Source organism: Breoghania sp. JC706, assembly GCF_037026715.1.
GTDB lineage: Bacteria > Pseudomonadota > Alphaproteobacteria > Rhizobiales > Stappiaceae > Breoghania.
The window spans coordinates 145,534-170,661 of sequence record NZ_JBANCG010000010.1; the positions used below are offsets into that span (position 1 = coordinate 145,534).

Genomic DNA, 25,128 nt, shown 5'->3' on the forward strand with positions numbered 1-25,128 from the left:
ACGTCATGCCCCACCGCCGTCGGCCGCGCCCGGCACCGGACGCGGGACGATCGGAAACGGCGCCACATTCGAATCCCGATCCTCGATCGGGATCTGTGCTGCCTGCGGCACGTCCGAAAGCCGGCCCTGAAGCGCCTTGTTTTCCGCTTTCAGACGCTCGATCTCACTCTCCTGACGGATGGTCAGTTCCTGCAGATCCGCGAGCGCCTGCTCCACCTCCCGGACGACAGCGGGCATGAGGGTTGCGCCCTCATTGCGGAACTGCGCAGCGACATGGCGCCAGATATGGAGAGCTTCGGAGAGCCTCATCACAACCGCTCCCCCGCCCGGTCCTTCCAGGCCGACCGGATGTGCTGCGCCGACAACGGTTCGCAGGAACCTGCGGCGAACATGCTCGCAAGCCGGATGGACTTGTCGACCTGACCGAGAGCGCCGGGCTTGTGGCCGATCACGCGCAGCAGCTTGCGCACCTCCGCGTCCTCGATGCCCCAGGCATCGATCAGCGCCTCGATGTCGTCTTCGTGCGGCGTGAGCCTCTCGATGCGCTTGCCGACGCGCCGGTGAAACTGCGCCTGTCCCTTGCGCGGATCCTTCCGGCCGAAGCGGCTCGCCACTTCGTCATTGCCGATCAGCGCGATGCCGGCGCCGTATTCGTCATGGAAATAGCGAAGCTGGTCGGCCGCATCGTCCTTGAGGTTCTGGGCCTCGTCGACGATCAGCAGGGTCTGGCGCCCGTTGCGCTGCAGCCGCATGCCGATGGCGCGATCAAGGCGGGCGGGATTGCGTTCGATCACGTCGAGCGCCAGGGCCAGTTCCTGCAGCATCGAGTGCTTGCCCGAAGTGGTCGGGCGCATGGTCACCAGGAAGGCGTTGGGACGCTCTGCCACGTAGCGCCGCGCCGTCTTCGTCTTGCCCATGCCGGCGCCGAGGGTGACCACGGCGATCTCCGGCATCATCTGGGCGTAGACCAGCGTGTCCCAAAGCTCGCGCGCCGTTCGCGTCGCCACCCATTCCGGCCCCGCCGGCATCGACGCCGCGGCCTCGCGCTGCTCGTCGAGACCATCCAGCCAATGCACGACGCGGGCCGTGACATTGGCGATCGAGCCGGCATAGGTGCCGTCGTACCAGGCCGAAAGCGTTCCGAGCGGAACGTCGGACCGCCGCGAAACCTCGGAGCGGGAAAGCCCGTCCCGTTCCGCGACCACGCGGAGGCGTTCCGTCGCGCGCTCCCACGCTTCAAGCGTGGCCGGGTCCACCTCGGGCCGACCCTTCGGCACGCCCCAGACATGCGGGGAGGCATGCGGGGAGGCTTGTGCAGTCTCTTTCGTCATCTTATCCTCTTCCTTGCTACACACTGACGTCAGACGCTCCGTGCGGTTGCAGCCGCCGGGGCGTCACTCGTATCCGGGCTATCCGCCGGACCGGGATCTGATCGGCACGATGTCCGCGCCAGCCAGTCGCTTCATCGCGCGCGAGAACGCCTCCGCATCCCTGTCTTCGTCATGCTTGAGAGCCGCATTGCCGGCGGTGACGAGCTTCGCCACCTTGCGCTTGAGGTCGGGTGCCTCGGCCGGCGCCGGCAGCATGTCCGCCAGATCGTCGATGGAAAGCCGCGTCTCCAGCCGGAGCATTTCCCGCTGGGCCTTCATCCAGGCGCGCCGGTCGCGGCCATGCCTTTGCGCGGCCGCCATGTCGTTGAAGCCGGTCGCCTCGATGCACGGCGCTTCGCAGACGAAGCGGCCGTCTGCCGCGTAGACGGCGATGCCGGCCAGCAGATCGTCAGGATCGAAGCGCACCGTGACCTTGCGGCCCGCGAGATCGACCAGCGGTTCCGCCCAATAGCGGTTCCCGGCCAGCATCACCTCGCCGTTGCGCCTGGAGGCCGTCACGCCTTCCGCCGCCATCAGCAGCATGCGCCGCTGGGCCTCCGTCGCCCGCTGGACGAGGGATTGTTCGTAGGAGGAGCGGAACGTCTCGGCGAGGCTACGGCCGGCGCAGACCGTTGCGCGGCGGCCGGGGCGTTCGTTGTGATGGCGGATCTCTTCGGCAACGACGGCCCGGAAAGTCTCGATCGGGATTGCCTTCGAAGCATAGTTCTCCGGCTTGGCGTCCGGCCTGTTGCCGGTATAGGCGCCGGCAAACCTGGGGTGCTTGGCAATGTCCTCGCAAAGGTCCCGGAAAGCGCGTTCGATCGGCTTTGCCTGGCCGTGATAGGGCGTCGCCCAGTTGACCTTGATGCCGAGCGTGGTCAGCACGCCTTCCGGCTCATCCTCGCGGATCTTGAACCGGAAGCGGCTCTTCTGCTTGCCGGTCAGCCACTTCGAGGCAAACGCCCGGCCATTGTCGAGCGTGGCGCTTTCCGGGATGCCCCAGCTCTCGACCATGTCGGCAAAGGCATGGCGCACGAGCGGCCAGCTTTCGCTCTCGCCGATGCGATGGGCGAGCATCATCCCCGAATAGAGATCCTGGATCGCGACCATCAGCGGCCGCGAGACGGAGCCGTCCGGCCAGCGCACGAACACGTCGAACCTGTGGCCATCGGCATTGACGGCCTGCATGGCGTGGAAGACCGAACGCTCGCGCGTCTGGTGGGGATAGATCGCCTGAAGCGCTTTTGTTCCCCGGCGCGCCAATGTCTGCACCGCACGCGGCAATTCCCGGTCGAGCCGGCGACGAAGCGTCTTGGCGGACGGCAAGGTCCACCCGTGCTCCCCCGCCGCCCGCTCCAGCCGGCGGAAACAGGCCTCGAAGTTCGGTGCTTCCGGCCGCAGCCAGTCGGCCTTGAGAAAGTCCCATGCCTCGGGCGAAACCGCCGCGGTCGCCGTGCGGCCCTTGTACCGGGGCGCCAGCGCGGCAAGGCGATCGGCCGCGGCGACCTTGGCGGCAGCGCGTACCCAGTTCCACAGGGTGGATGTGGAGACCCCGACATCGCGGGCGACGAAGGCTACCGCCGCCTGCCGCGTCGCGCCGTAGGACATCTGGTCGACGCGCTCAATGGCATCGAGCCGCCGTTGCGCTTCGGCTTTCTGCTTTGCGGGCAGGCGCTCGAAGCGATCCCACAGGTCCCTGGTCCGGGCAGATCGGGCGGGCGGGATCTCGGCCGGTGCGGAATGGCGCGCCAGATAGACCGCGCGCGCATCGAGCGGCAAGAGCTGGATACTGTATTCCAGCCCCCCGCCACGCCCACAACGAGGACGTGCAAGGTGGCTTTCGTTCCAGCCGGATGCCTTGGCGCGCCGCACCACCGCACTCGCGCTCGCCGGCATGAAGGGAAGGTTCTCGGCTGCGATTTCGGCCGCTGTAAGCCATTCTTTCATCGGCCGGTTCTCCTTTTTCCACCAGCTTTCCGGGCGCACCGGTCGCTTTCCGCGCTCGGCAACCGTCTCCAGATCGACGGTCGTCTTTTCAGGCCGTCCTGACAGCAGGTCCACGGTTTGGGCGGCGCGCCTGGACATCAGGCATCGTCCTCCGCCACCCAGGCTTCGATCCGCTTGCGATGCGCTTCGAAGAACCGTGTCTGGTCCGTCTTCGACAGCCGGGAGAAGGTGTCGGCGAGCGTCACCCAGCGCTCGGGCTTCACCGGCTTGCGGGGAGGCTTTCGGGCGATGGTGTCGATGTGCTGCCGCATTGGACTGTGCCTTTCGCAGTCGTTTTCGCCTGCCTTGCATGTGCCACGATCAGTCAAGACAAATGGCTGCCCCCGGCTGCGTCCGGCGGCCTGGGCAGGCGGCGTTTCCCTTAAGCTTGCAACGGTGCGAACCGGGAAACGGAGGGCTTGAAAGAAGGTGGGGGCTGCATCACAACCGCCTCGTCGCGAAAGCGAACCAGACCAGGGCCGAGGCCAGAAAAAGCGTTACAGCGACCAGTGCGGCGAGATCTCGCGGCAAGGTGGTGCCGCCTGAGACGTGTAATATGGACAGGAGACGGCTCATGCGGCGTCCCTCATGTCTGCGGTGGACGGCGTCTTCTGGCTTTGTCGCTTTTCGCGGATCGCGTTAGTATCGCGGCCGGTCGGTGCCTTGGCGTAGCGCTCCGGCCACAACTTGGACGGGTGGATATCCAGAAAGTTGGCGATGATCCACTCGCCCTTGCGGTAACAGCGCAGCAATGCCTGCCGGCATGTGCAGTCCGGCTCCCCCGCCTCGCGGGCAAGCCGGCTGAGGTTCGATCCTCGCCTGCGGATTTCGGCGGCAATGGCGTATTTGTCCCATGAGCGGGGCATGCGCTGATCCCTGTCATTGCTGGCTGGCCCGGTGTGCAAGACCGGCCGGCCAGTGCGTTAACGGTTGTGAGCAACGAACGGGATGAGGTTCGCACTATTTGACGAGCATATCAAGCGTCAAAGTTCGAATTTCTCGCGTCATAGTTCGAAGTCGGCGGTTATGAGGCGAGGCCCGAATTAAATGTACGAATATCAATCGTTTATGACCCATCCGCCGATCCGGCACCGAACAATGTCGATTCGTCAGGGTTCGGCATGATGGATCTCGAGGGATTCCCGGTTCGAATGAAACAGCTGATCGGGCACGATAGTGCGAACTCCTTCGCACGCCAGGTCGGCATCTCCGAGAGCCTGATCCGCAAATATCTCGCCGGCGGAATGCCAGGTATCGAGAAGGCGGCGCAGATCGCGCAGGCAAAGGGCGTCTCGCTCGACTGGCTTATTGGAGGGGAGGAAGCCGCACGGAAGGAGGCTGCGGTGGTTTCCGACGATTTCGCGCTGATCCGGCGCCTGTCGGTCTCTGCCTCAGCCGGCAACGGCGCGTTGGCCGAGCATGAGGACGACATCGGCACATTGGCGTTCAGAAACGAATGGCTGCATCGCCGGGGCATAAATCCGCGCGCTGCACGGGCGTTGACAGCCCGCGGCGACAGCATGGAACCGACGATCCGGGACGGCGATATCCTGCTGGTCGACACCTCGATCGACCGGGTTATCGATCATGCGATTTATGTGGTCGTCGTTGCCGGTCTTGTCCTGGTGAAGCGGACGCAGCTTCGCCTCGACGGTTCGCTGCGCCTGGCGTCGGACAATCCCGTGTTCGCGCCGGAAGACATTGCCGCGAGCGAAACCGACCAGGTCCGCATCGTCGGCCGCGTCATGTGGTTCGGTCGCTCGATTTGAAGGCAACTGGAAGCGCGCTGGAAGCCCCCTCGAAGGGCTCGGGGAGCCCCCTTTGTGATGGCAAGATCAAGTGTCTTCGGTGGTGGCGCCTTTAAATCCAAATGTCCTTCGTCGCATGAAATCGGGGCGGCCCGGATGCCCGGTCAAAGCCGGGATTTTCGGCGCTTTTCGTCATTTGCCGCCTTTTCCCGCCAAGTCCCGCCTACTCCGATTTCATATGTCCCCTAACACGCGCCGCCGTTCGCTCAGCCGGCCGTAGACGCTGCGCGCCAGACGAAGTTCGCCGCGCTCGGCCTTCGCGATAAGCCCGCGCAGGTAGCCGCCGGGCGAGGCGACGGAACCTTCCGCCACCTTGTCCGCGATCAGCGCCAGCGCGGCCGCCGCCCGGCGTTCGCCAAGAGCCGCGCGCGCGCCCTGCCAGGCATCGCCCGAGATGCCGACCATCGGCCGGATCGTGTCGGCCGCCAGCGCAAACTCGCGCCAGTTGCGGATATAGCGCCCGAGCCCGTGCGCGGTCTCGGCAAAGGCGGGACAGGCGAAAAGGATCGTCCGCAGGGTCAGCCCCGCCTCGCCGTCCGCCTCCCCCGCCCTCTCGCCGTTTCGACCATCTGGCCGCCCGCCTGTCGGCCCCTCTGGCCGCCGGCCCATTTGCCCAGCGGCTCCCGCGGCAATCGCCTCGCCTTCCGGCCCCGCCCCGTCTCGCCGCCCCATCTCGGTTTGTCGCCCCGTCTCGGGTTGTCTCTCTATCTCGGTTTGTCTCTGCGGCATGTCTTCCCGCTCCCCGCCGGCTGCCACCGGTGCCGGGGCCTGCGCCTCCGGCTTCCGGCCCGGCCGCGCGCACGCCGTTTCCAGGCTGTTACATCTTACCGATTGGAGGTGCGTTGTAATTGGTATGTGCGGGTCACGACCGGCCCCGCTGGGGTCCATATTCCGGAAATTCCCGTCGTCAGGGCAAGCACTTGGCGCCTCGGCCGGCTGAACTTCGGCACGCAGGGCCGCCTCGGCCTCCTCCCTCAGCGCCGTGAAGGCGTCATGCAGGTCACACAGCGCATCGGTCGTCATCGTCGCCGCGCCCTGAAGCCGGGCCATCAGGATGCCATAACCGCGCGCGACCCTCTGCCAGACCGGACCCTGCCAGACTGGGCCCTGCCGCATTGGGTCCTGCTCCCCCGAACGCTCCGCAAAACGCCCCGCAGCCGCCCCTGACGCCTCGTCCAGCATGGCGCGCACGCTGCGACGCAGGATGGTGATCCGGCGCTGCAGCGACTTGCGCAGGTCCCGCTCGGCCCGGATCGTGGCATGCAGCGCCTCGAATTCGGCCGTGCGGGCGGCCAGCGGGCCGAGGTCGAAGCCATAGGCCTCGCGGATCCGCCCATCCTCGTCGCGCCGGCCCCAGCGCTTGCCGTTGGAACTGTCCCGGTAGGCGATCACCCCGGCCTCGGCGAGCTTGCGCAGCCGGCGCTTGACGGCCGACAGGGAAAGCCCCGTCGCCTCCATCAGATAATCGTTGGAGGGCCACACGATCGGCCGTGCGCCGGCCTCCCAGTCGCAGGGCCGGGTGAAGACGGCGAGCGTGTCGAGCAGCAGCACGTCGCCCGGCCTGAGCCCGATCGCCGGCGCCACGCGACGCAGCGCCAGCATCGCCCTGTTGCGGGTCACGTCCTCTCCCTCGCCGTCGCTGGCAAGAGCGCTCGCCCGGCACAAGCCCGGCGTCGCCTTGCGCCACCCGCTGGGCGCCGGCGTGAAACCACCCGTTTCCATCATCGAAATTGCAAACCTCCACTGTGCGGAGGGCGCAGGAAACCGCCGCCCGGCCATGCCGGGCCCTTGACACGTTCCGCCGAAAGGTGTCCCTTCTCAACTGTCAGATATCAAAAGGAGCTTCCGGAGGCGTCTTCGGGGGCTTTTTTTGTGCCCGGCCGAATGCCCGGCCATCGCCGGGCGTGCGCCCGATGCGGCCGCCCCCGGACAAGATCTCCGGGATGCGCGGACCGCCCGACCTGATGAAATTCCTGTTCGCCTCTCCCCGGGCGCCGTCTCCCGGATCGCGTCTCCTCGTTCGCGTCTCCTCGTTCGAGTCTCCCCGGGCGCCGCCTCTCTCCGTCTATCGGGGGTGGTCAGCCGCCGCGTGCGGCGCGGAAAGCCTCCGCGAGCCTTGGCAGCTCGCCGGCCAGATAATCGGCGAAGGCGCGGTGATCGGCGCCGTCGAGTTCGATGCGCGTGCGCCGCGCTCCGCGTGAGAGGAAGGCGACGCGCCGCCCCTGCGCGTCGGCGATCGACAGGGCGCCCGAGGCTGGTCCCGCCTCACCGGCGGCGGCGGCGCGGCTGCGCTGCATCTTCGCCAGCCTGTTCAGCAGCAACTGGAACCGGGCGTCGCTGTCCGCCTGGCGGAAGCGGCCGGTGGCGCATTCCGCGCGCACCTGGAGATCGGCCCGCTCCGCCTTCAACAAGGCGCCCAGCGCCAGCCAGCGCTGGCGGCCGGCCCGCGGCGCCGGCCCGATCGCCCGAACGATGTCGTCCGGCACGCCCTCGGCCACCTGCAGCATGCGGCTCATCTCGGTCTTGTCGACGGAAAGCGCCGCCTGCGCCGTGTGCCGGTCGAAACCGCCCGCGATGATGGCGCGGGCAAAGCGCGCGCGCTCGATGTAGGAAAGATCGCGGCGGGCGGCGTTCTCGTTTCCCTGGGCAACCAGAAGGGCACGGTCGTCGAGCTGGCGCACGATCGCCCGGACCGGAATGGAAAGCTCGCGGGCGGCGCGAATACGGCGGTGGCCGCAGGCGGTCTGATAGTATCCGGCCCGCGCCTTGTCCGCATCGGGATGGGGGCGCACAAGCACCGGCACCTGCTGGCCGTTCGCCGCAATCGAGGCCTTCAGCGCCGCGAAATCGGCATCGCCCGGCCCCGACCTCGACCCCGACTCAGGCCCCGGTCCCGGCTCGCCGAGCCGGTCGGCAAGGATCGACCCCTCGATCATCGCCGGATCGAGATCGACCACGCGCTCGCCCTCACGCAGGCTTTCGCGCAGGCGCCGTCCCTCCTCCGCCTCCCGCGCGAGCGCATCCAGCGAAAGCCCCACGGCCCGCACCGCGCCCGTCGCCCCTGCCTGAAGCCGCCGCTGCGGCATGCCCGCATCCGCAGCACTTTCGCCGTGTCCTTCGTGCGTTGCCTCCGGGGCCACCGCGCCGATCATGTCCTCGGACGGAGACACCCCGGCGAAAAGCGCTTCGACAACATCCTTGCGTTTGCTCATTTTCAATCCTCCTGTCCCCCTATTCTCGCCCCGGCCAAGGGGGGCGGGGATAACGTTCCCGCTTCCAGGGTGCAGGCCCCAGAGTGTTTTCCGCCCGGACAGAGCCGCTCGGAATATGCTCTAGCCCGCCGCCGCCTCGTTTCCCCGGCCCCAGGCGGCCCGCAGCAGGCCCTCGATCTCGCCGTTGACAGCTGTCAACGCATCCATGGCCCGGTCGTAGGTCTGGCGGGTAAAATTCTCCCGGCCGACCTCGTAAAGCGTCTGCTTGGTCAGCCCGGCGTCGGAGATTGCGGTCGATTTCACCATCGGTGCGGTGAGCACGCGCGAGCCGAACTGCGCGCGCAGGAAGGCGGCCATCTGCGTCTGCGGCCCGTCATTCGGCTCGTAGCGGGTGATGAGATAGCGCATGAAGCCGAAATTCAGCTCGCAGCCGGCCGCGCTCACCACCGACAGAAGGTCGGAGGTCATGAACAGGAACTGGCTCATGGAGGCCACGTCCAGCATCTGCGGATGCACGGTCACGATCACCGCGCTCGCGGCGCAAAGCGCGCTGAGGGTCAGAAAACCCAGTTGCGGCGGGCAGTCGAGCACCACCACGTCGTAGGCGTCGGCCACCGTGTCGAGCGCGGTGCGAAGGCGCGTGAAGAAGGGATCCGCCGCCGCCACGCCGCCCGTCTCGCCCAGATGGCGCGGGGTGGCATGCTCGAATTCCTGAAGCTCCAGACTGCCGGGCACCAGATCGAGACCGGGGAAATAGGTGGAGCGCACGAGGCGGGACAGCTCCACCCGGTCCCCGTCATAGCGGATCGCGCCGTAGATCGAGGTATTCGGCTGGAAATCCAGCTCCGGCTGATAGCCGAACAGCGCCGACATGGAGGCCTGCGGGTCGAGATCGATGGCCAGCACGCGATAGCCCTGCAGGGCCATGTGCTGGGCGAAATAGGTGGCCGTGGTGGTCTTGCCCGAACCGCCCTTGAAATTGCTGATCGCCAGGATCTGCAACTCCTCGCCGGCGGCCGGATCGCGGCGGCGCAGATAGTTGCGCGCCTTGGCCCCGCCCTGACGGCCCAGATGCTCGCGCAGCGCGTTGACATCCTCCAGCGTGTAGGCGCGCCGGCCGCTGGCGCTGACGCAGGAGGGCTGCGGCCCCTCCCCCGACAGCGAGAGCTGGCGCAGATAGCCGTCCGACACGCCGATGAGCCGCGCCGCCTCCCCGGAGGAGAAGGTGCGCAGGCTCTTTTCCCGGTTGGGCGGGAAAAGTCGCTGGCGCAGGCTCGACAGTTGCCCCGAGAGCATCCGGGCATCGGCGACGATCTGGCGATCGACATCGAGGCCGAGCGCATCGCGCGTCCCCTCTCCGGCGCCGGCCCCCTGCCCCATCGCCGCTCCGCCAGCCAGACCGCCAGCCAGACCGCCAACCTGACCATTCGGCCGCTGCCGGGTCAGGTCCATTGCCGGACGCGGTGCCGGCCCGTTCGCGTGTGCCGTTTCGATGCGCATGTACCCCTCCTGGAAAACTTACGTTTTCAAATGAAGAATTCGATGGAGGGAGTTTTCACCAATTTGCCGATGGGCAGAAATGCGTATCGGCTATACCTACATATGCCAGGCGACGACCTGCCCGGCATCCGCGATGCCCTTCAGGCGCCTTCCAGCACATAGGAGGCGATCATGGAGCGCACGCCGGCATGGATGGAGCTGCGGTGCCAGCGCTCGTGCCAAATGAGCGAGACCTGATAGCCGGGCGCGGCCACCTCGCCCGGCGGCGCAAGGGCACGCAGGCTGTAGCGCGAGGCGAGATAGCGGGCCGAGGGGCCGGGCAGCACAAGCACGGCGTCGGTGTCCTGCACGAGCTGGGCGGCGGTGTGGATGTCGGGCACCGACAGGGTTTCGCCGGCCTGCGGGCGCAGCGCCTCCAGCCCGTCATGCACCTCGCCGAAGCCCGCATTGGCCCCCGACCCGATACGGATCGACAGGAAGCGGCCGAGATCCTGCCACGAAAGGGCCCCCTCCCCCGCCGGATGCCCCTCGCGCACCAGTGCCACGGCCGGCACGGCGGGCAGCTTGCGGCAATAGAAGCCGGCCGGCGCGTCTTCGGCGAGCCCCAGCGCGATATCGAGGCTGCCCGCCTCCAGTTGGGACAGGATGTTGCGCGACCCGATCACCGGCAGGAACACGGTGGAGGGCGAGACTTCGCGGAAATAGCCGGTCAGGTTGCCGACCAGCAGCAGCGCCAGATAGTCCGGCATGGCAACGGCAAAGCGTTCGGGCCCGGGAATGTGCTCGGAAAAGATCTCGCCGATGTTCTCCAGCGCCGCCGCCACCTTGGGCGCCAGCATCTCGGCCAGCTCCGTCAGTTCGAACGCCCGGTTGCGCCGCACCAGCAACTCGTCGCCGAACATCTCGCGAAGGCGCGTCAGCGCGCGGCTCGTCGCCGGCTGGCTGAGCCCCACCTCGCTGCCCGCCCGGGTGATGTTGCGACAGCGCAGCAGCGCATTCAGCACCAGCAGCAGATTGAGATCGAAATCGGCGAGATCGAACGCATGTCCAGCATCGTCGGTGCGCAACACGAGCTTCGCCGTCATCCGCGTCACCCCCGCGCCATTGCGGCCGGCAGCAGGCGCAACGGTGCCGCATCGGGCGCGATCGCGGCCCGCGTCGCCCCCGCGATGTCGGCGATGAGATGGCGCCGGGCCGCATCCGCCGGCCCGGCCAGCCACGACAGCACGACCTCGTAGCCGGGAATGTCGAAGGGAGGGTGAAAGGCGGAGAGATTGAGCGTGCGGGTCAGCCACACCGCGATCGAGCGCGGCACGGTCAGCGCCATGCCGCCTTCGCAGACCATCAGCGCGGCGGAGGTGACGTCCGGGACATCCAGAAGGCGCGACCGGGAGAGCCCCTGTCCGATCAGCGCCTGGGCGACCTCGGGATGCGCCTCGCCGCCCGGCCCGGTCAGGTTGAGATGGGTGAGATCGAAGAACGCCTCACGCGTTGCCGGCGCCGCAGCCTTCGCGTCGTCGCCTTGCCGTCCCGTGTCCGGATCGCGGGCGGGGCCGGAGCCACGCGGCGGGGCGACGAGGGTGACGTAGGATTCCACCATCACCGTGGCGCGCTCGATATCCTCGCCCGGCTCGGCCGCGCCGCCGAGCACATAATCGGCCGCGCGCGTGCGCAGCTGGACGAGACCTTCGCGCGAGGACAGATGCGTGTTCACCTTGAACATGCCCTGGCCGAAGCGCGTCGACTGCACGATCCGCGGCATCAGCGCCGGGGCGAGGTTCGCGTCGATGCTGACGCGAAAGCCGTTGTCCACCTGGCGCAGGGACACCACGTCGCGCAGATGCGCCATGGTGGCCGGCAGCGTGCGGGCCAGATGCTCTCCGCGCGCGGTCAGCTTCATGCCGGCAAGACCGCGCACCAGGATATCGTCGTCGAGAAGATCGCGCAGACGCGACAACGCCCGGCTCATGGCCGGCTGCGTCTGCCCCACCCGGCGCGCGGCATGAGTGACGTTCTGGCAGATGAGCAGCGCCTCCAGGGCGACGAGAAGGTTCAGATCGACCCCGGCGAGGTTCACCGCCGATCCATTCATTCCCGGCCCGTTCACTGCCGACGCGTTCACTGCCGACCCGGCCAATGCCGATCCGGTCTCTGGGCTTGCGTCCTCGCCCGGCCGCGCATGGTCTCGAAAATCCCCGACCACATTCGCCTCCTCGCTGCTCCTTCCGGCCGAACCGCGACCTTCGGCAAGACATCCCGGGGCCGCCAGACGTTCTGGGGCCGCAAGACGTTCCGGGGCCGCAAGACGTTCCGGGGACCCTTTGCGTCAGCTTCACCAGAGATGCCTTGAAACGGCCGCAGGGAAAAATGATTAACATTGTTATTTGTACATATGAACATTTATAAAATGGCCTTTTTTCGATCACGCATCAACACAGGGCATTTCGCACGTGCCTGAACGGCAGATGAGGCAGAGAACCGGACGGTGCGAAAATGCCGGCTTCGCGCCGCGCACAGGTGGCGGAGCATGACCCTACAGACCTGCCGGCGCCTTTAAATCATCACCGTGTGCATACCGGTATAACGGCTGTGCATACTGCTTTACGCAGGGGTTTCATGCATAAGAGTGCCCTGACAGACGCCGGAGCCACGAGCACGCCGGAAAGGGGAGAAGCATGACGAGGGACGCCCGCAACGGCCCATATCGGGATCGCGCGATCACGCGCCGCGCGCCGCTGCCCAGTCGTCTCCCGCGCGCGTTCATCCGCCCGTTCACCCGCCCGTTTCTGGCCCTTCCGCTTTTGGCCCTTCTCTTTCCCGCCCTGCCTCTTCCGGCCGGCTCCGCGCAGGCCGAGCCCGCAGGCGCCTCCGCCCTGGACATGGAACCCATCTCGCCCATTCCCCTGAGAGGCGACTACGATGAGGCCAAGGCTGCGCTCGGCGAGCGGCTATTCTCCGATCCGCGCCTGTCGGCGGGCAACGGGGTTTCCTGCGCCAGCTGTCACCTGCCCGACCACAGCCTTGCCGACGGATTGCCCGTCTCCGCCGGCCTGCCGGGGGCGCCCGGACTGACCAACACGCTGTCGCTGTTCAATGTCGGGCATGCCGCGAAGCTGGGTTGGGACGGACAGACGCTGACGCTGGCCGAACAGCTCGACACCATCATCCAGAAGAGCAACACCATGGCCGCGCGCTGGCCGGACCTGCTGGCGCTGCTGCGCCGCGATGAGGTCCTCAACCGGAACTTCGCCGCCCTCTTCGACGGAGGCATCGCCCGGGACAGCGTGCTCGAGGCGCTGGCGCAGTACCTCAAATCCCTCGACACGCCGAACGCGCCCTTCGACCGCTACCTGCGTGGCGAGCGCGACGCGATCAGTGCCCAGGCGCGAGAGGGCTACCGGCTTTTCAAGGATTACGGCTGCGTCTCCTGTCATCAGGGGGTCAATGTCGGCGGTAACATGTTGCAGGTATTCGGTATTTTCGGCGAGCCGAAAGCCGCCGCGCTCGGACCCGAGACCCCCGGATCGGCGCGTGGAACCGGCATTTCGCAGGACCGTCCGGTGTTCCGCGTGCCCGTGCTGCGCAACGTGGCGCAGACCGCCCCCTATTTCCACGACGGTTCCGCCGAAACGCTGGCGGAGGCCATCTCCATCATGGCCCGGTTCCAGCTCGGCCGGGAGATCAGCGACGGCGACATCGCCGCCATCGAAGCCTTTCTGCGCTCGCTCACCGGTCTCTATCGCGGAAAACCCGTAGGGGATATGTAGATATGGCAAGGGAAGCGCGACGGAATGCAGCGGGAGACAGCGTCTTGACCTCTTTCTCCATCAGCGATCGCCGCACGAGCCGCCGGATCTGGGTTCTGTGCATCGGCCTGATCGCGGCGATCCTCGCCGGGCTCGGCCTGCTGATCTGGTCGATCGACCGGGCCGGGCAGCCGGCCTCCGATTTCCGCGCCCGTTTCGACCGGTTGCGCGGCCTCGATACCGAATGGGACAAGGAAATCCTGTCGTTGCAACTCGGCATGGCGCCGAATTACGACGCGGTGACCAACGCCGCACGCGATCTCAAGCTGGAGTTGCGCGCGCTGATGAGCGTGAGCGCGCACCGCCCTTCCCTCGCCCCGCTCGTCGAACCGCTGGAGACGTTCGCGCGCACCATCGACCGCAAGGACGTGCTGTCGGAGCGCATCAAGGCCAGCTACGCGATGCTGCGCAATTCCGTCGCGGTGCTGCCCGCCGCCATCACCGACGCCTATGACGATCCGGAGATCGTCGCGCCGGTGCCGGGCCTTGCCGGTGCCGACAAGCGCACAGCCGACCTGCTGACCGAGACCATCACCGCCATGGTGGGCTTCATCACCACCCCCACCCCGCTGCTGCAGCAGACGGTGACGGCGCGCATCGCCGCCGCCCGCGAGGCGACCGGCGCCCTCCCCCCGGAGCTGGCGCAGACCGTGGAGCGCTTTCTGGTACAGATCGAGGTGGTGATCCGCGAAAGAGCCCGCAGCAACGACCTGATGGTCGCCGTGACCGCGCTCGATTCCGAGCGCGTCGCTGGGCGGGTGGAAAGCGAATTGCAGACGCTGGAGGCCGCCAGCGCCAGCCTTCAGCGTCGCCTGTCCGATCTGGCCATCCTTCTGGCCGGCGGGCTGGTTCTCACCCTTGTTGCGACCGCCTTCCTGCTGTGGCGCCGCTTCTCCCGCCTCAGCCGCGACAACGTTCTCCTGAAGCAGGCCAACGCCGACGCGGAGGAACAGCTGGTGCAATCGGCCAAGCTGTCATCCCTGGGGCAGATGGTGGCCGGCATCACCCACGAGATCAACACGCCGCTGGCATACGTCAAGGCCGTGTTCGAGCTGATCAAGGAACGGGTTCTGGCGTCGCCGGAACTGCTGGAGACGCCCCGCGGCCTGCAGGAGCCGGAGGACGAGGCCGAGCGCGCGGCGGCGCGCGAATGGCGCGAGGACATGACGACCCTGCTCGACGACGGCCTGCACGGCCTGGAGGAGATCGCCACGCTAGTGCGCACGATGAAGAACTTCTCCCGTCTCGACAAGGGACACGTGGAAAGCGTGTCGGTGGAGGAGACCATCGACAGCGCCCTGCTGCTCGCCCGCGCCAAGATGGACCCGGCCATCGAGGTGCGTCAGGAATTCGGGTCCGTTCCGCCGATCATGGCCTCCGCATCGCAGCTTCGCCAGGTGCTGCTGAACCTGATCGTCAACGCGGCCGAGGCGATCGGCGAGAACGGGCAGGGCGCGGCGTCGGGCGTATTGGAGCTGCGGACGCGGCTCACCGCCTCCGACATGGTCCAGATCGACGTCAGCGACAACGGCCCGGGCATCGCGCCCGACGATCTCGCCCGGGTGTTCGATCCCTTCTTCACCACCAAGGCGGTGGGCGAGGGCACGGGAATGGGCCTTTCGATCTGCCATCGCATCGTGGAGAACCACGGCGGCACGATCGCGGTGAATTCGCAGCCCGGCAGGGGCACCGTCTTCACCGTGACCCTGCCGCGCCAGGGCGGCCCCGTACCAGGCTCCAGCGAGGACGCAAGCAAGGACGCTGACATGACGGAGGGCGCATCGGGGCACGGCTCCGACGCCTCGCGCGCCGCATGAGCCGCGCCACGTCCATAACAGCCCAGAAGACGGCCCCCATACCGGGAGAGAAACCGAGATGACCGACAAGCCCGTCCTCCTCTTCGTGGACGACGAGGAGCGGATCGTCAGACTGCTCCGCATGATGTTCCGCGGCGAATACGAGGTTCACGGCGCGCACGGCGCGGCCGAAGCGCTCGCGATCCTCGAGACGACCGCGGTCGACGTCATCGTGTCCGACCAGCGCATGCCGGAGGTGACCGGCATCGAACTGCTGGCCACGGTGCGCAAGCGCTGGCCCGCGACGGTGCGCATCCTGCTGACCGGCTACAGCGACCTCGTCGCCATCATCGGCGCTGTGAACGAGGGCGAGGTGTACCAGTTTCTCAACAAGCCGTGGGACCAGACGGAACTGCGCGCCGTGGTGGCCGAGGCCGTGGAGGCCTCCCGCGCGACGCGCAGGACGCGCAAGGCAATCGAGCCGGTGTGGCGCCGCGACAGCGATGCGCCGCAATTCTCCATCACCTCCCAGCTTCTCACCATCGACGGCGTGGACAGCGACCGGCGCGAGGTGATGGAAATGTTCACCTACGACTATCAGGTCCACGCCGCGGCCTCGATCAGCGAGGCCTTGAGGGTTCTGGAGCAGGAACAGATCGGCGTGATCGTCACCAATGCCGAGGTGGACGGCGTCGACATGACGGATCTTCTTTGCGAGGTGGCGCGGTTCGACCCGGCGATTACAGTGGTCGTGATGACGTCAGAGCCGCAAAGCGACACGGTGATCCGGCTGATCAATTCCGGCAAGATATACCGTTTCGCGATCAAGCCGCTGAGCCCGAACCTGTTCCGCCTGGCGGTGAACGCCGCAATGCGCGAGCACCACCGCCGGCTGGCGGATCCCCGCATCGTCCGCGTCCGCATGCGCAACGAGGCCCTTGCGAGCGAAGACAGCGCCTATTCCGCCTTCACCGACTGCTTCTCCCGTTTCACCAAGGTGACCTGAGGCGGTTCGGACTTGCCAATTGGCAAGTTTCGGTCGCGGGGAGGCGGGGAGGGCAAACTTGCCAGTTGGCAAGTTCCCCACAAGGCGCCCGGACGCACGCGCTGCAGGGCGCACGAAAGGACACGACATCCGCCCGTCGCGCCGCGCGGAACCGGATCAGAAGCGCCGGGGATCGAAGGGGGCGAGCGAAATATCCGGCTCGCGCCGTGCCGCGAGTGCGCGCACAAGCTCGGCGGTTCCCGCCGACTGCGTCAGTCCCAGATGACCATGCCCGAAGGCGTAGATCACCCGGTCCGCCTTCGGCGCGCGCGCGATCACCGGCAGACTGTCGGGCAGCGACGGACGGAAGCCCATCCATTGCGTGCCGCCGCTGGGATCGAAGCCCTGAAGGAAGTCGGCCGCCTTGCGCACCAGGATCTCGGCCCGCCGGTAGTTCGGCGCGAGCTTCAGCCCGCCGAGTTCCACCGCCCCGCCGACCCGCAGGCCCTCGCCGATGCGACTGACGACGAAGCCGTGATTGGCGAAGGTCACGTGCGTGCGCAGATCGAAGCTGGCGGTCGGGAAGGTGGTATTGTAGCCGCGCTCGGTATCGAGCGGGATGCGGTCGCCGAGCATGCGCGCGATCTGGTGCGACCACGCGCCGGCCGCAACGAGAAGCTGGTCGGCCCGGTGTGTGCCAGGTCCGGCGCCTGAACCGGTGCCAGTATCTGTGACAATCTCGACCCCGTCCTCAAGCTGGCGCACGGCCAGAACCTCGGCGATCTCGATCTCCCCGCCGGCCGCCACGAAGGCGCGGGCGAGGTGCTGCGTCCACGCTTCCGGGTCCACCGTGTTCATCCAGTCCGGCGTGAAGCCGGCATGGGTGAAGCGCGGGCTCAGGCCCGGCTGGATCTCGGCGATCGCATCGGGGCTTTCAAGCAGATCGAAGGCGATGCCGTGGCGGCGGCGCTGGTTCCACGCCGGTTTCGAGGCCTCGAACTGCGCGCGGCCCTCATAGACCTGAAGCTGACCTTCGCGCCGCATCAGGGGCTCGCCGGAAACCCGGACGATCAGCCGCTCCAGCGCCGCGCGTGACAGCCCCATGAGGCTCGACTGCGCCGCGACCGAAGCCTCGAAGCGCGATTTCGCGGTGGCACGCCAGAAATGCAGCATCCAGGGCATGATCTTCGCCGCATAGGCGGGGCGCAGCGACAGCGGTCCGAGCGGATCCAGCAGCCATTTCGGCGCCTTGCGCATGATGCCGGGCGCGGCAAGCGGCTCCACCTCGGCAAAGGCGAAGGCGCCGGCATTGCCGCGCGAGGCTTCCGCCGCAATGCCCTTCCGGTCGATGACCCGAACCCGGTGCCCGTCGGCCTGCAACGCCAGCGCGGCGGTCACCCCGATGATGCCCGCGCCGATGACAATGATTTCAGCTTGTGTTGACTGCGCCAAGACGGACCTCGATCGATCTCGATTGGAACGAAGCCCCCGACGTCGGACCGGCGCCGGGGAAGGGGAGTGGCACGAGGGGAGGGGATCAGGGATCGATTCCCTGTCGGAACGGATCTTCCTTCAGGAACAACAGGTTGCTTTCGGCCATCACGTAGGCCTTGCCGGTGATCGAGGGGATCACGCCGCCGTTCGGCCCGTTGCGATAGGAGAGGCGATAGGTGCTGCCGATGATGCTTTCCTGGACGATCTCCTCGCCCTCGGCCAGGCGCCCCTCGGCGGCAAGGCAGGCGAGGCGGGCGGAACTGCCGGTGCCGCAGGGCGAGCGGTCATAGGCATCGTCCGGGCAGAGCACGAAATTGCGGCTGTGCCCTTCCGCCGTTTCCGCCGGACCGTAGAAGATCACGTGATCGACCGGCATGCCGTCCGCGCCGCCGAGCCCTTGCGCCAGCAGCGTTTCGCGTATGGCGACCGCCGCGTCGGAGAGCCGGCGAATGTTCGACGCGGTGACCGGGATCGGGCTCGGATCGACGATGAAGAAGCAGTTGCCGCCATAGGCGATATCGCCGGTGACGGTGCCCAGACCCTCGACCTCGACCGAAACGCCCTTGCGGTCGCGCCGGCTCTCGATATTGGTCACGGTCACGGTGTTGGCGTCGCGCACATCGACGGTGACCACGCCCACCGGCGTCTCGATCCGGTGTTTGCCGAGCCCGATGCGTCCCATGTGAACGAGCGTTGCGGCAAGGCCGATGGTGCCATGACCGCACATGCCAAGCACCGCCTCGGCGTCGAAATAGATCACGCCGGTCACGCAGGTCGCATCGACCGGCTCCACCAGCAGCGCGCAGACCATCGCGACCTGCCCGCGCGGCTCCAGGATCACCGAGCGGTAGAACGCGCGGTGCTCGGTTGCAAGTCTTGCGGCGCGCTCGGCGAGCGGCCCGGATCCAAGATCCGGCCCCCCGTCGAGGATCACCCGGGTGGGCTCGCCCCCGGTGTGGCTGTCGATCACATGCATTCGGCGATCACTCCCCCCTGCTTCGACCAGTTCGCAAACCACGCGTTGAACTGGTTGAACTGCGCCTCGCAGAACCTCGCCTGGGAGGGCGACAGCGCGTCGGTCTCGTTGATGTTGAGCGCATATTCGCGCTCGCCCTTCAGCATCATCAGGTGCTTGAAGTAAAGCACCAGATCGACGCCCTCGTCGAACTTGGCGAGCACCGAGAAGGCGTCAGTCAGCTCGCGCGCGCGCAGATCGGCCTCGGGGCAGCCCTCGGCCGCGCGGCGCGACAGGGCGACCAGCAGCAGCGCCTCCTTCGGCAGGATGCTGCCGATGCCGGTGATCGTGCCGACCGCGCCGCATTTGACGAAGCCGTGGTAGACCTCGGTATCGACGCCCACCATCAGGATCACGTCGTCGTCTTGCGAGGTGATGTGCTCGGCCGCGTAGCTCAGGTCCGCCTTGCCGCCGAACTCCTTGAAGCCGATCAGGTTCTTGTGTTCCGCGCGCAGGGCGAAGAACAGGTCCGCCTTGGTCGAATAGCCGTAATAGGGGCTGTTGTAGATGATCGCCGGCACATCCGGCGCGGCGTCCAGGATCGCCTTGAAGTGGTTGCGCTGGGCGGCGACCGACAGTCCGCGCGAGAGCACGCGCGGGATCACCATCAGCCCGGCGGCGCCGACCTTCTGGGCATGGGCGGCATGCGCCACGGCCGACTTCGTGTTGATCGCGCCGGTTCCAACGACGACCGGCACGCCGGCCCTGGTCAGGCGCTCCACGCCCTCCATGCGCTGTTCGTCGGTCAAGAGCGGCCAGTCCCCGCAAGAGCCGCAATAGACGACGCCGGACATGCCGGCCGCCCTCAGCTCCTGCCCCTTGCGCACCAGCGCGTCGAAATCGGGTTCGCGGTCGGCGGTGCACGGCGTCAGCAGCGCGGGGATGGTGCCGAGAAAGACGTCCTTGTTCATGGTTTTGTTCGGGGATTGGGTCATGGGGCAAGCTCCGTTCGTTATTCGTCTGGGCGATGGCGCCAGAAGGGCGCGGCGCGGTTCGTTCAGGTCGCGATCCATGCGGGCGGCGCGGCGGGCGCGCGGCCGCTGCGCGCCGTCTCGGCGCATTGCGCCAGAGAGCCGAAGCGGACGGCACGGTCGCTCAGGCCCGGCGCATAGTGGGCATATTTGCCGGAGTTGGTCATCAGCATCCGGGCCTGCGGCGGAAAGACGGGTTCGGAGATCGAGCACCAGCACAGGTCGGGTATGATCCGCACACCTGCAGCCTCAAGCCGGGCCTTGACCCCGTTTTCGGCGATCTGCGCGAGCGTGCTGCGACCGAGGGTGACGATGGCGGTGATGTTCGGGCCGACATGCGTGCCCTCCATCAGCTTCGCGAAGGCGGCGCATTCGGCGGCCGAGAAATGCGGGCTGCCGAGTGCGACGAGATCCACCTCGGCCCCGCCCCGGTTGAACTCCGCCCAAAGCCGGGCGAACTCCCGTCCGCCGATCGCGACGCGATCGACATCCGGCGCCGGCGCGAGATCCGCCTCCGGCGTGAGGCCGGCGATATGGAACATCGGCGCCGCCGAGGTGGTTCCGAAGGCGGCGCACAGCGCCTTGAGATCGTCTTCGGACGGGCAGGCGGCTTCCAGCCCCCGGATGAGCGGAATGCGGTCGGGCGCCGCCTGACCGGCGAGCCAGCCGAGCATCGGCCAGAAAGCGTCGTCGGCGCCTGCGGGCATCGTGACGTCGAGGATGCGGCGCGGCGCGCGGTTCTTGTCGAGATAGACGCCGGCCTGGGCTGCCCGGCCGGTCAGCGCGATGCACAGGTCCATGAAATCGGCATGCTTTTCGGTGCGCGCGCCCAGCACGCTGTTGGCATAGACCACCGCGTTGCTTTCCGCCCAGGCGATGTCCTCGCCCGCCTTTGGTCTGTCGGCCAGCAGGTAGGGCGCGCAGGTGAAGCTCGGTTTCGCGCCCATCTCCACATAGGCATCGGCCAGCCGGGCGGCGGGCGCGCCGAAAGCCTCGTCCACGCCCTGGGCGCGCCAGTTGGCATGGTCGACCGAAATCGCGTTCATCGTCGTCGGCACCCGCACCCGCCCGCCCTTGTCCGCCATGGCGCGGGCAAAGGTCAGGAAGGCGGGGCTTGCGTAGATGCATCCGTCGATGTGGACGCGACTGACGTCGGTCAGCCGGAGCGCGCCTTGCGCCCTCGCCATGGTGACGATAACCTCCATCGCAAGTTGTGCCGCCGCGCCATATTCGCCGGCCAGAAAGGCGCGGTCGGTGTCGCTGAGTTCGAGTGCCCCGGTTTCGGGCGTGTCGGGCTTTGGTGCATTGGGGGGCACGAGCGGCCATGCGTGCGCGCCGGCCTTCAGATGCGTGGCGTTTATTTCGGCCGTCTTCTCGCGGGCGAGCGCATCGTATTCGGCGGGAGAGAGGCGCAGGACCGCGATCTCGCGGCCGAACAGCCGCCCGGCGACCAGCGCGCCGAGGGTCAGGATATCCTCGGCCTCGCGGAAAACCAGCGCACGCGGTGCGGTTCCGGCGAAGGCAAGGCCCAGCAGGACACCGCTCCCGGTGCAGGAACCGCGGCTCGTCGGCATCATGACGATGTGCCCGGCGAGCGAACGCCCGCGCTGAGGGTGATGCGCGTCGATGATCTCGCCGGTTGCGGGATTCACGCCGCCCCAGACACTGAGCCCTTCCTCGCACACAAGAAGCGGCCCCTGAACGGATGCGGACACGATCGATGTCGCCATGATTCTTCCCGTCGCCTCCGCCGGCCCCTCGCCGGCTTATCAACTTCGGCGTGTTGTGCGACCCGTCAACACCCGAAATGATGCCGGAAGGCGCAAGTTTCGGGGATTGCCCGCCTCCGGCCGGTTGCAAATATTGCGCATGTCGCGAAAATATGCTTAAACGATCACAACTGGTAAGAAAAGAAAAATATGGCACAAATGGAAAAATCCTCCGCCGATGACGCCGGCACCGAGACCGATGCCGCCACCGGGGCCACGGGCGACGACTGGGAAGCCGAGCGCATGCAACTGCGCTCCGACCTCGGCAGCCGGATGAAGGCGATGCGCCAGGCCTGCGGCTTCACGCTCGAGGTCGCGGCCCAGCGCACGGGGCTTGCGCTGTCGACGATCCACAAGATCGAGAACGGACGCGTCTCGCCGAGCTACGAGAACCTGGTGCGGATCGCGCGCGCCTACGACATCGGCATGGAGCGGCTGTTCTCCTCCGACCATGACGCGCAGCAGACGACCCGGATGACCGTGACCAAGGCGGGCGAGGGCCGCAAGGTGCGCTCCAAGAACTTCGAATACGAGGTGCTTTGCAACGCGCTTGCGGAAAAGAAGATCATCCCGCTTGTCACCCGCGTGGAAAAGCGCCCGCCGCTGAAGCCGGACGAGCTTGAGTCCCACGACGGCGAGGAAACCCTCTACGTGCTGTCCGGGCGGATCGAGCTGGTCGTCGAGCATTACCAGCCCGTCACGCTGGGCCCCGGCGACTGCGCCTATTTCGACAGCACGCTCAAGCACGGCCTGCGCGCGCTGGACGACGAAGAGGCCCGGATCTTCTGGGCCTGCACCTATATCGACGTGGACAAGTAGGCCCGGAAGGCCCCCGGGCAGCGCAGGGTAGGGCAGGGCGCGCCGACGATTGCCGGCCCTCCGTTCGACCGCTTCCGACCACTTTCGACCACCACCCGCACGGCACAAGGAACCTGACCAAGCATGGCCGAACCTCATGTCCTCTCCGTCGACGCGTTGCTGCAGCGTGTCGAGACGATCTTCGAGCGCGCCGGCGTTCGCCGCGAAAGCGCCAAGGCCGTTGCCGGCGTCATCGTCGCGGGCGAGCGCGACAACTGCAAGTCGCACGGGATCTATCGCATCGAGGGCTGTCTCAAGGTGCTTGCCGAGGGCAAGGTGGAGCCGGATGCGGTGCCGCAGGTTCATGACGCCGGCACGTCGGTGATCGAGGTCGATGCGGGCGGCGGGTTCTCCAACCCGGCCTTCCATGCCGCCAGGGGTCTCCTTGCCGAGCGCACGCGAACAAACGGCATCGCGGCGCTGGTGATCCGCGATTGCCTGCATTTCTCCGCGCTCTGGCACGATGTGGAGGCGCTGGCCGAAGAGGGGCTGGCATCGCTTTCGATGTGCCCGAGCTATTCCTTCGTCGCGCCGGCGGGCGGCACGGAGCCGCTTTTGGGAACGAACCCCTTCGCCTTCGGCTGGCCGCGTCCGGGCGAGGACCCTTACGTGTTCGACTTCGCGACAAGCGTCGCGGCACGCGGCGAGATCGAGCTGCACCGGCGCGCCGGCACGCCGATCCCGGAGGGCTGGGCCATCGACCGTCACGGCAATCCCACGACGGACCCCGACGCCGCGCTCGACGGCGCGATGCTGACCTTCGGCGGGCACAAGGGATCGGCGATCTCCACCATGATCGAGCTCATGGCCGGTGCGATGCTGGGCGAATTCATGAGCAAGGAAGCGCTCGACTTCATGGGCGGCAAGGCTTTGCTGCCGCGCCACGGCGCGCTGGTGATCGCGCTCGATCCGCGTGTGTTTGCGGCCAGAAGCGGCCGCGATCCGCTGGCCGAGGGCGAGAAGCTCCTGACCGCGATCGGCGCCCAGGGCGCACGGCTTCCCTCCGAGCGCCGCTTCGCCGCGCGCCGCAAGGCGATGCGCGACGGGATCGCCCTGAGCGAGGCCGAACTGGCGCAGCTCGACCGCTTCGAGAAAGACGGCCTCGCCGCCCTCGATGCCTGAGCCGTGAAACGCCCTAGCCGGCACCGCCTTCATGATCCCGGGCAAGTCGGGCGGCCTGGCGGGCGACGTCGGCCACGTCGAGGCTGAGCGCCAGGCTCGCATCCTCCAGTTCCTCAAGGTCGAACCAGCGCGCTTCCAGCGCATCGTCGCCGGCGACCGGCGTTCCCGAAATCCGGCGGCACAAGACCGCCACCAGCACATAGTGCTGGCGCAGGCTGCCGTCCTCGGCATGGTCGAAGACATCGACCGCGGTGAAGACCTGAAGGGCCTCGCCCTCAAGCCCCGTCTCCTCCATCAGTTCGCGCACCGCCGCCGCCTCGATCCGCTCGCCGCGATCGACCTTGCCGCCGGGAAAGCCCCAGTGCCCGACATCGGGCGGATTGGCGCGCCGCACCAGCAGCACCTTTCCATCCTGAAAAACCGCCGCGATCGTCGCCACGATGGGGCGCGGCGCATTGGTGAAATCGGACGGCGGGGAAGACGTGGTCAAGAGAACGGCCCATCCTTGGAGACGGCCCATCCTTCGAGACGGCCTTGTCAGGCCTCCTCAGGATGAGGTTGCGTTTGTGGTGGGTTCACCGAAACAACACCACGAAAACGTCATCCTGAGGAGCCCGCACAAGCGGGCGTCTCGAAGGATGGGCGGCTTGCTTGTACCAAACCATGATAGCTCCAGAGCGCTATCCGTCCAAACCTCATCGCCCGTCAGGCCGCGATCGCGACCTTGTCCTTGATGCGGCGGAAGGCGTCGTTCGCCTCGCGGAAGACCCGGTCCTGATCGACCCGCGTCAGCCGGCGCCCCTGCATCACGATCTCGCCGTCGATGATCGTCGTGTCGACGACGCTGCCGTTGGAAGCGAAAACCAGATGGCTCATCAGATGGGCGGGATCGTCGTGAAGCAGCGGCGTGAAATGGGCGTTCAGCGTATCGACGAGGATGACGTCGGCCTTGGCGCCCGGCACCAGATGGCCGACGTCGAAGCCGAGCGCCCGGCCGCCGTTGCGCGTCGCCATGCCCAGAACCGTTGAAGCCGGCATCAGCCCGGCATCGCAATGGCGCGCCCGCTGCATCAGCGAGGCGTATTTCATCACCTCGAACATGTCGGCGCTGTTGTTGCACTCAACCGCGTCATGTCCGAGACCCACGTTGATGCCCTTTGCCATGTATTCGGGAACCCGGGCGATGCCGTTGCCGAGCTTTGCGTTGGAACTCGGATTGTAGGCGATGTGCGTCCCCGTCTCCGCCATCATCGAGATCTCGCGATCGGACAGCCAGACGCAGTGCGCGGCGACCGTGTCGGGTCCCAGAAGCCCGGTTTCGTAGGCAAGCTCCGTCGGGCGCCGGTCGAACTTCTCGACGCAATAGTCGACCTCGGTCTGGGATTCGTTCAGATGGACATGGATCCCGGCGCCCAGTTCATCGGCGGTGCGGCGCG

The 25,128-nt window shown here is 67.3% G+C and carries 22 protein-coding genes; 6 read left to right on the forward strand and 16 right to left on the reverse strand.

The window, feature by feature from the left end; translation table 11 throughout:
* Window positions 1-3: 3 nt before the first annotated feature.
* The 5 genes from V2L18_RS20000 to V2L18_RS20020 all read right to left on the reverse strand — a co-directional run bounded on the left by V2L18_RS20000 (window position 4) and on the right by V2L18_RS20020 (window position 4,222).
* Window positions 4-309, reverse strand: coding sequence for a hypothetical protein (locus tag V2L18_RS20000; protein ID WP_336180100.1), 306 nt, complete (start codon window positions 307-309; stop codon window positions 4-6).
* Complete coding sequence (locus V2L18_RS20005) at window positions 309-1,331, reverse strand: AAA family ATPase (protein ID WP_336180101.1); 1,023 nt, start codon at window positions 1,329-1,331, stop codon at window positions 309-311. Before V2L18_RS20005 ends, V2L18_RS20000 begins: the two co-directional genes overlap by 1 nt.
* Window positions 1,332-1,409: 78 nt before the next feature.
* On the reverse strand, window positions 1,410-3,455 hold the full coding sequence (locus V2L18_RS20010) for a transposase domain-containing protein (protein ID WP_336180102.1): 2,046 nt from the start codon (window positions 3,453-3,455) through the stop codon (window positions 1,410-1,412).
* Window positions 3,455-3,628, reverse strand: a complete 174-nt coding sequence (locus tag V2L18_RS20015) for a hypothetical protein (RefSeq protein WP_336180104.1) — start codon at window positions 3,626-3,628, stop codon at window positions 3,455-3,457. Before V2L18_RS20015 ends, V2L18_RS20010 begins: the two co-directional genes overlap by 1 nt.
* A gap of 300 nt (window positions 3,629-3,928) precedes the next feature.
* On the reverse strand, window positions 3,929-4,222 hold the full coding sequence (locus V2L18_RS20020) for a helix-turn-helix domain-containing protein (protein WP_336180105.1): 294 nt from the start codon (window positions 4,220-4,222) through the stop codon (window positions 3,929-3,931).
* 285 nt (window positions 4,223-4,507) lie between these two features.
* Between V2L18_RS20020 and V2L18_RS20025 the strand changes: the two genes are divergently transcribed.
* Window positions 4,508-5,125, forward strand: a complete 618-nt coding sequence (locus tag V2L18_RS20025) for a helix-turn-helix transcriptional regulator (protein ID WP_336180106.1) — start codon at window positions 4,508-4,510, stop codon at window positions 5,123-5,125.
* Window positions 5,126-5,338: 213 nt separating this feature from the next.
* Here V2L18_RS20025 and repC read toward each other — a convergent pair whose 3' ends face one another.
* From repC to V2L18_RS20050, 5 genes are all read right to left on the reverse strand, one after another.
* Window positions 5,339-6,889, reverse strand: a complete 1,551-nt coding sequence (gene repC, locus V2L18_RS20030) for a plasmid replication protein RepC (protein ID WP_336180107.1) — start codon at window positions 6,887-6,889, stop codon at window positions 5,339-5,341.
* 353 nt (window positions 6,890-7,242) lie between these two features.
* Complete coding sequence (repB, locus tag V2L18_RS20035) at window positions 7,243-8,376, reverse strand: plasmid partitioning protein RepB (protein ID WP_336180108.1); 1,134 nt, start codon at window positions 8,374-8,376, stop codon at window positions 7,243-7,245.
* Between the two features lie 120 nt (window positions 8,377-8,496).
* Window positions 8,497-9,756, reverse strand: a complete 1,260-nt coding sequence (repA, locus tag V2L18_RS20040) for a plasmid partitioning protein RepA (RefSeq protein WP_336180125.1) — start codon at window positions 9,754-9,756, stop codon at window positions 8,497-8,499.
* Between the two features lie 260 nt (window positions 9,757-10,016).
* Entirely contained in the window at window positions 10,017-10,961 is a 945-nt protein-coding gene (locus tag V2L18_RS20045; RefSeq protein WP_336180109.1) for a LysR family transcriptional regulator, read from the reverse strand.
* 5 nt (window positions 10,962-10,966) lie between these two features.
* Window positions 10,967-11,968 (reverse strand): LysR family transcriptional regulator, encoded by a 1,002-nt coding sequence (locus tag V2L18_RS20050; RefSeq protein ID WP_336180110.1) that lies wholly within the window; start codon window positions 11,966-11,968, stop codon window positions 10,967-10,969.
* A gap of 583 nt (window positions 11,969-12,551) precedes the next feature.
* Between V2L18_RS20050 and V2L18_RS20055 the strand changes: the two genes are divergently transcribed.
* Genes V2L18_RS20055 through V2L18_RS20065 form a run of 3 tightly spaced genes read left to right on the forward strand, consistent with a single transcriptional unit; the run spans window position 12,552 to window position 16,484 of the window.
* Entirely contained in the window at window positions 12,552-13,643 is a 1,092-nt protein-coding gene (locus tag V2L18_RS20055) for a cytochrome c peroxidase (protein WP_336180111.1), read from the forward strand.
* Between the two features lie 44 nt (window positions 13,644-13,687).
* The gene (locus tag V2L18_RS20060; protein ID WP_336180112.1) at window positions 13,688-15,499 is read left to right on the forward strand and encodes an ATP-binding protein; all 1,812 of its coding nucleotides are present in this window, start codon (window positions 13,688-13,690) and stop codon (window positions 15,497-15,499) included.
* 58 nt (window positions 15,500-15,557) lie between these two features.
* A complete protein-coding gene (locus V2L18_RS20065; protein WP_336180113.1) occupies window positions 15,558-16,484 on the forward strand; it encodes a response regulator in 927 nt (308 codons plus the stop codon).
* 156 nt (window positions 16,485-16,640) lie between these two features.
* Here the strand turns inward: V2L18_RS20065 and V2L18_RS20070 are convergent, their stop codons facing one another.
* The 4 genes from V2L18_RS20070 to V2L18_RS20085 form a co-directional block, all read right to left on the reverse strand.
* The gene (locus tag V2L18_RS20070) at window positions 16,641-17,915 is read right to left on the reverse strand and encodes an FAD-dependent oxidoreductase (RefSeq protein ID WP_336180114.1); all 1,275 of its coding nucleotides are present in this window, start codon (window positions 17,913-17,915) and stop codon (window positions 16,641-16,643) included.
* Window positions 17,916-18,000: 85 nt separating this feature from the next.
* Entirely contained in the window at window positions 18,001-18,933 is a 933-nt protein-coding gene (locus tag V2L18_RS20075) for a proline racemase family protein (protein WP_336180116.1), read from the reverse strand.
* Complete coding sequence (locus V2L18_RS20080) at window positions 18,924-19,883, reverse strand: dihydrodipicolinate synthase family protein (protein ID WP_336180126.1); 960 nt, start codon at window positions 19,881-19,883, stop codon at window positions 18,924-18,926. The genes V2L18_RS20075 and V2L18_RS20080 overlap by 10 nt, the downstream gene beginning before the upstream one ends.
* An 86-nt stretch (window positions 19,884-19,969) precedes the next feature.
* Complete coding sequence (locus tag V2L18_RS20085; RefSeq protein WP_336180118.1) at window positions 19,970-21,673, reverse strand: aconitase family protein; 1,704 nt, start codon at window positions 21,671-21,673, stop codon at window positions 19,970-19,972.
* 189 nt (window positions 21,674-21,862) lie between these two features.
* Between V2L18_RS20085 and V2L18_RS20090 the strand changes: the two genes are divergently transcribed.
* Both V2L18_RS20090 and V2L18_RS20095 read left to right on the forward strand, forming a co-directional pair.
* A complete protein-coding gene (locus V2L18_RS20090) occupies window positions 21,863-22,531 on the forward strand; it encodes an XRE family transcriptional regulator (protein WP_336180119.1) in 669 nt (222 codons plus the stop codon).
* A gap of 123 nt (window positions 22,532-22,654) precedes the next feature.
* Complete coding sequence (locus tag V2L18_RS20095; protein WP_336180120.1) at window positions 22,655-23,692, forward strand: Ldh family oxidoreductase; 1,038 nt, start codon at window positions 22,655-22,657, stop codon at window positions 23,690-23,692.
* 13 nt (window positions 23,693-23,705) lie between these two features.
* On the opposite strand, the gene V2L18_RS20100 is transcribed toward V2L18_RS20095, so the two are convergent.
* Complete coding sequence (locus tag V2L18_RS20100) at window positions 23,706-24,182, reverse strand: NUDIX hydrolase (protein WP_336180121.1); 477 nt, start codon at window positions 24,180-24,182, stop codon at window positions 23,706-23,708.
* A gap of 215 nt (window positions 24,183-24,397) precedes the next feature.
* On the reverse strand, window positions 24,398-25,128 hold a 731-nt coding region (locus tag V2L18_RS20105; protein WP_336180122.1), incomplete at its 5' end, for an amidohydrolase family protein.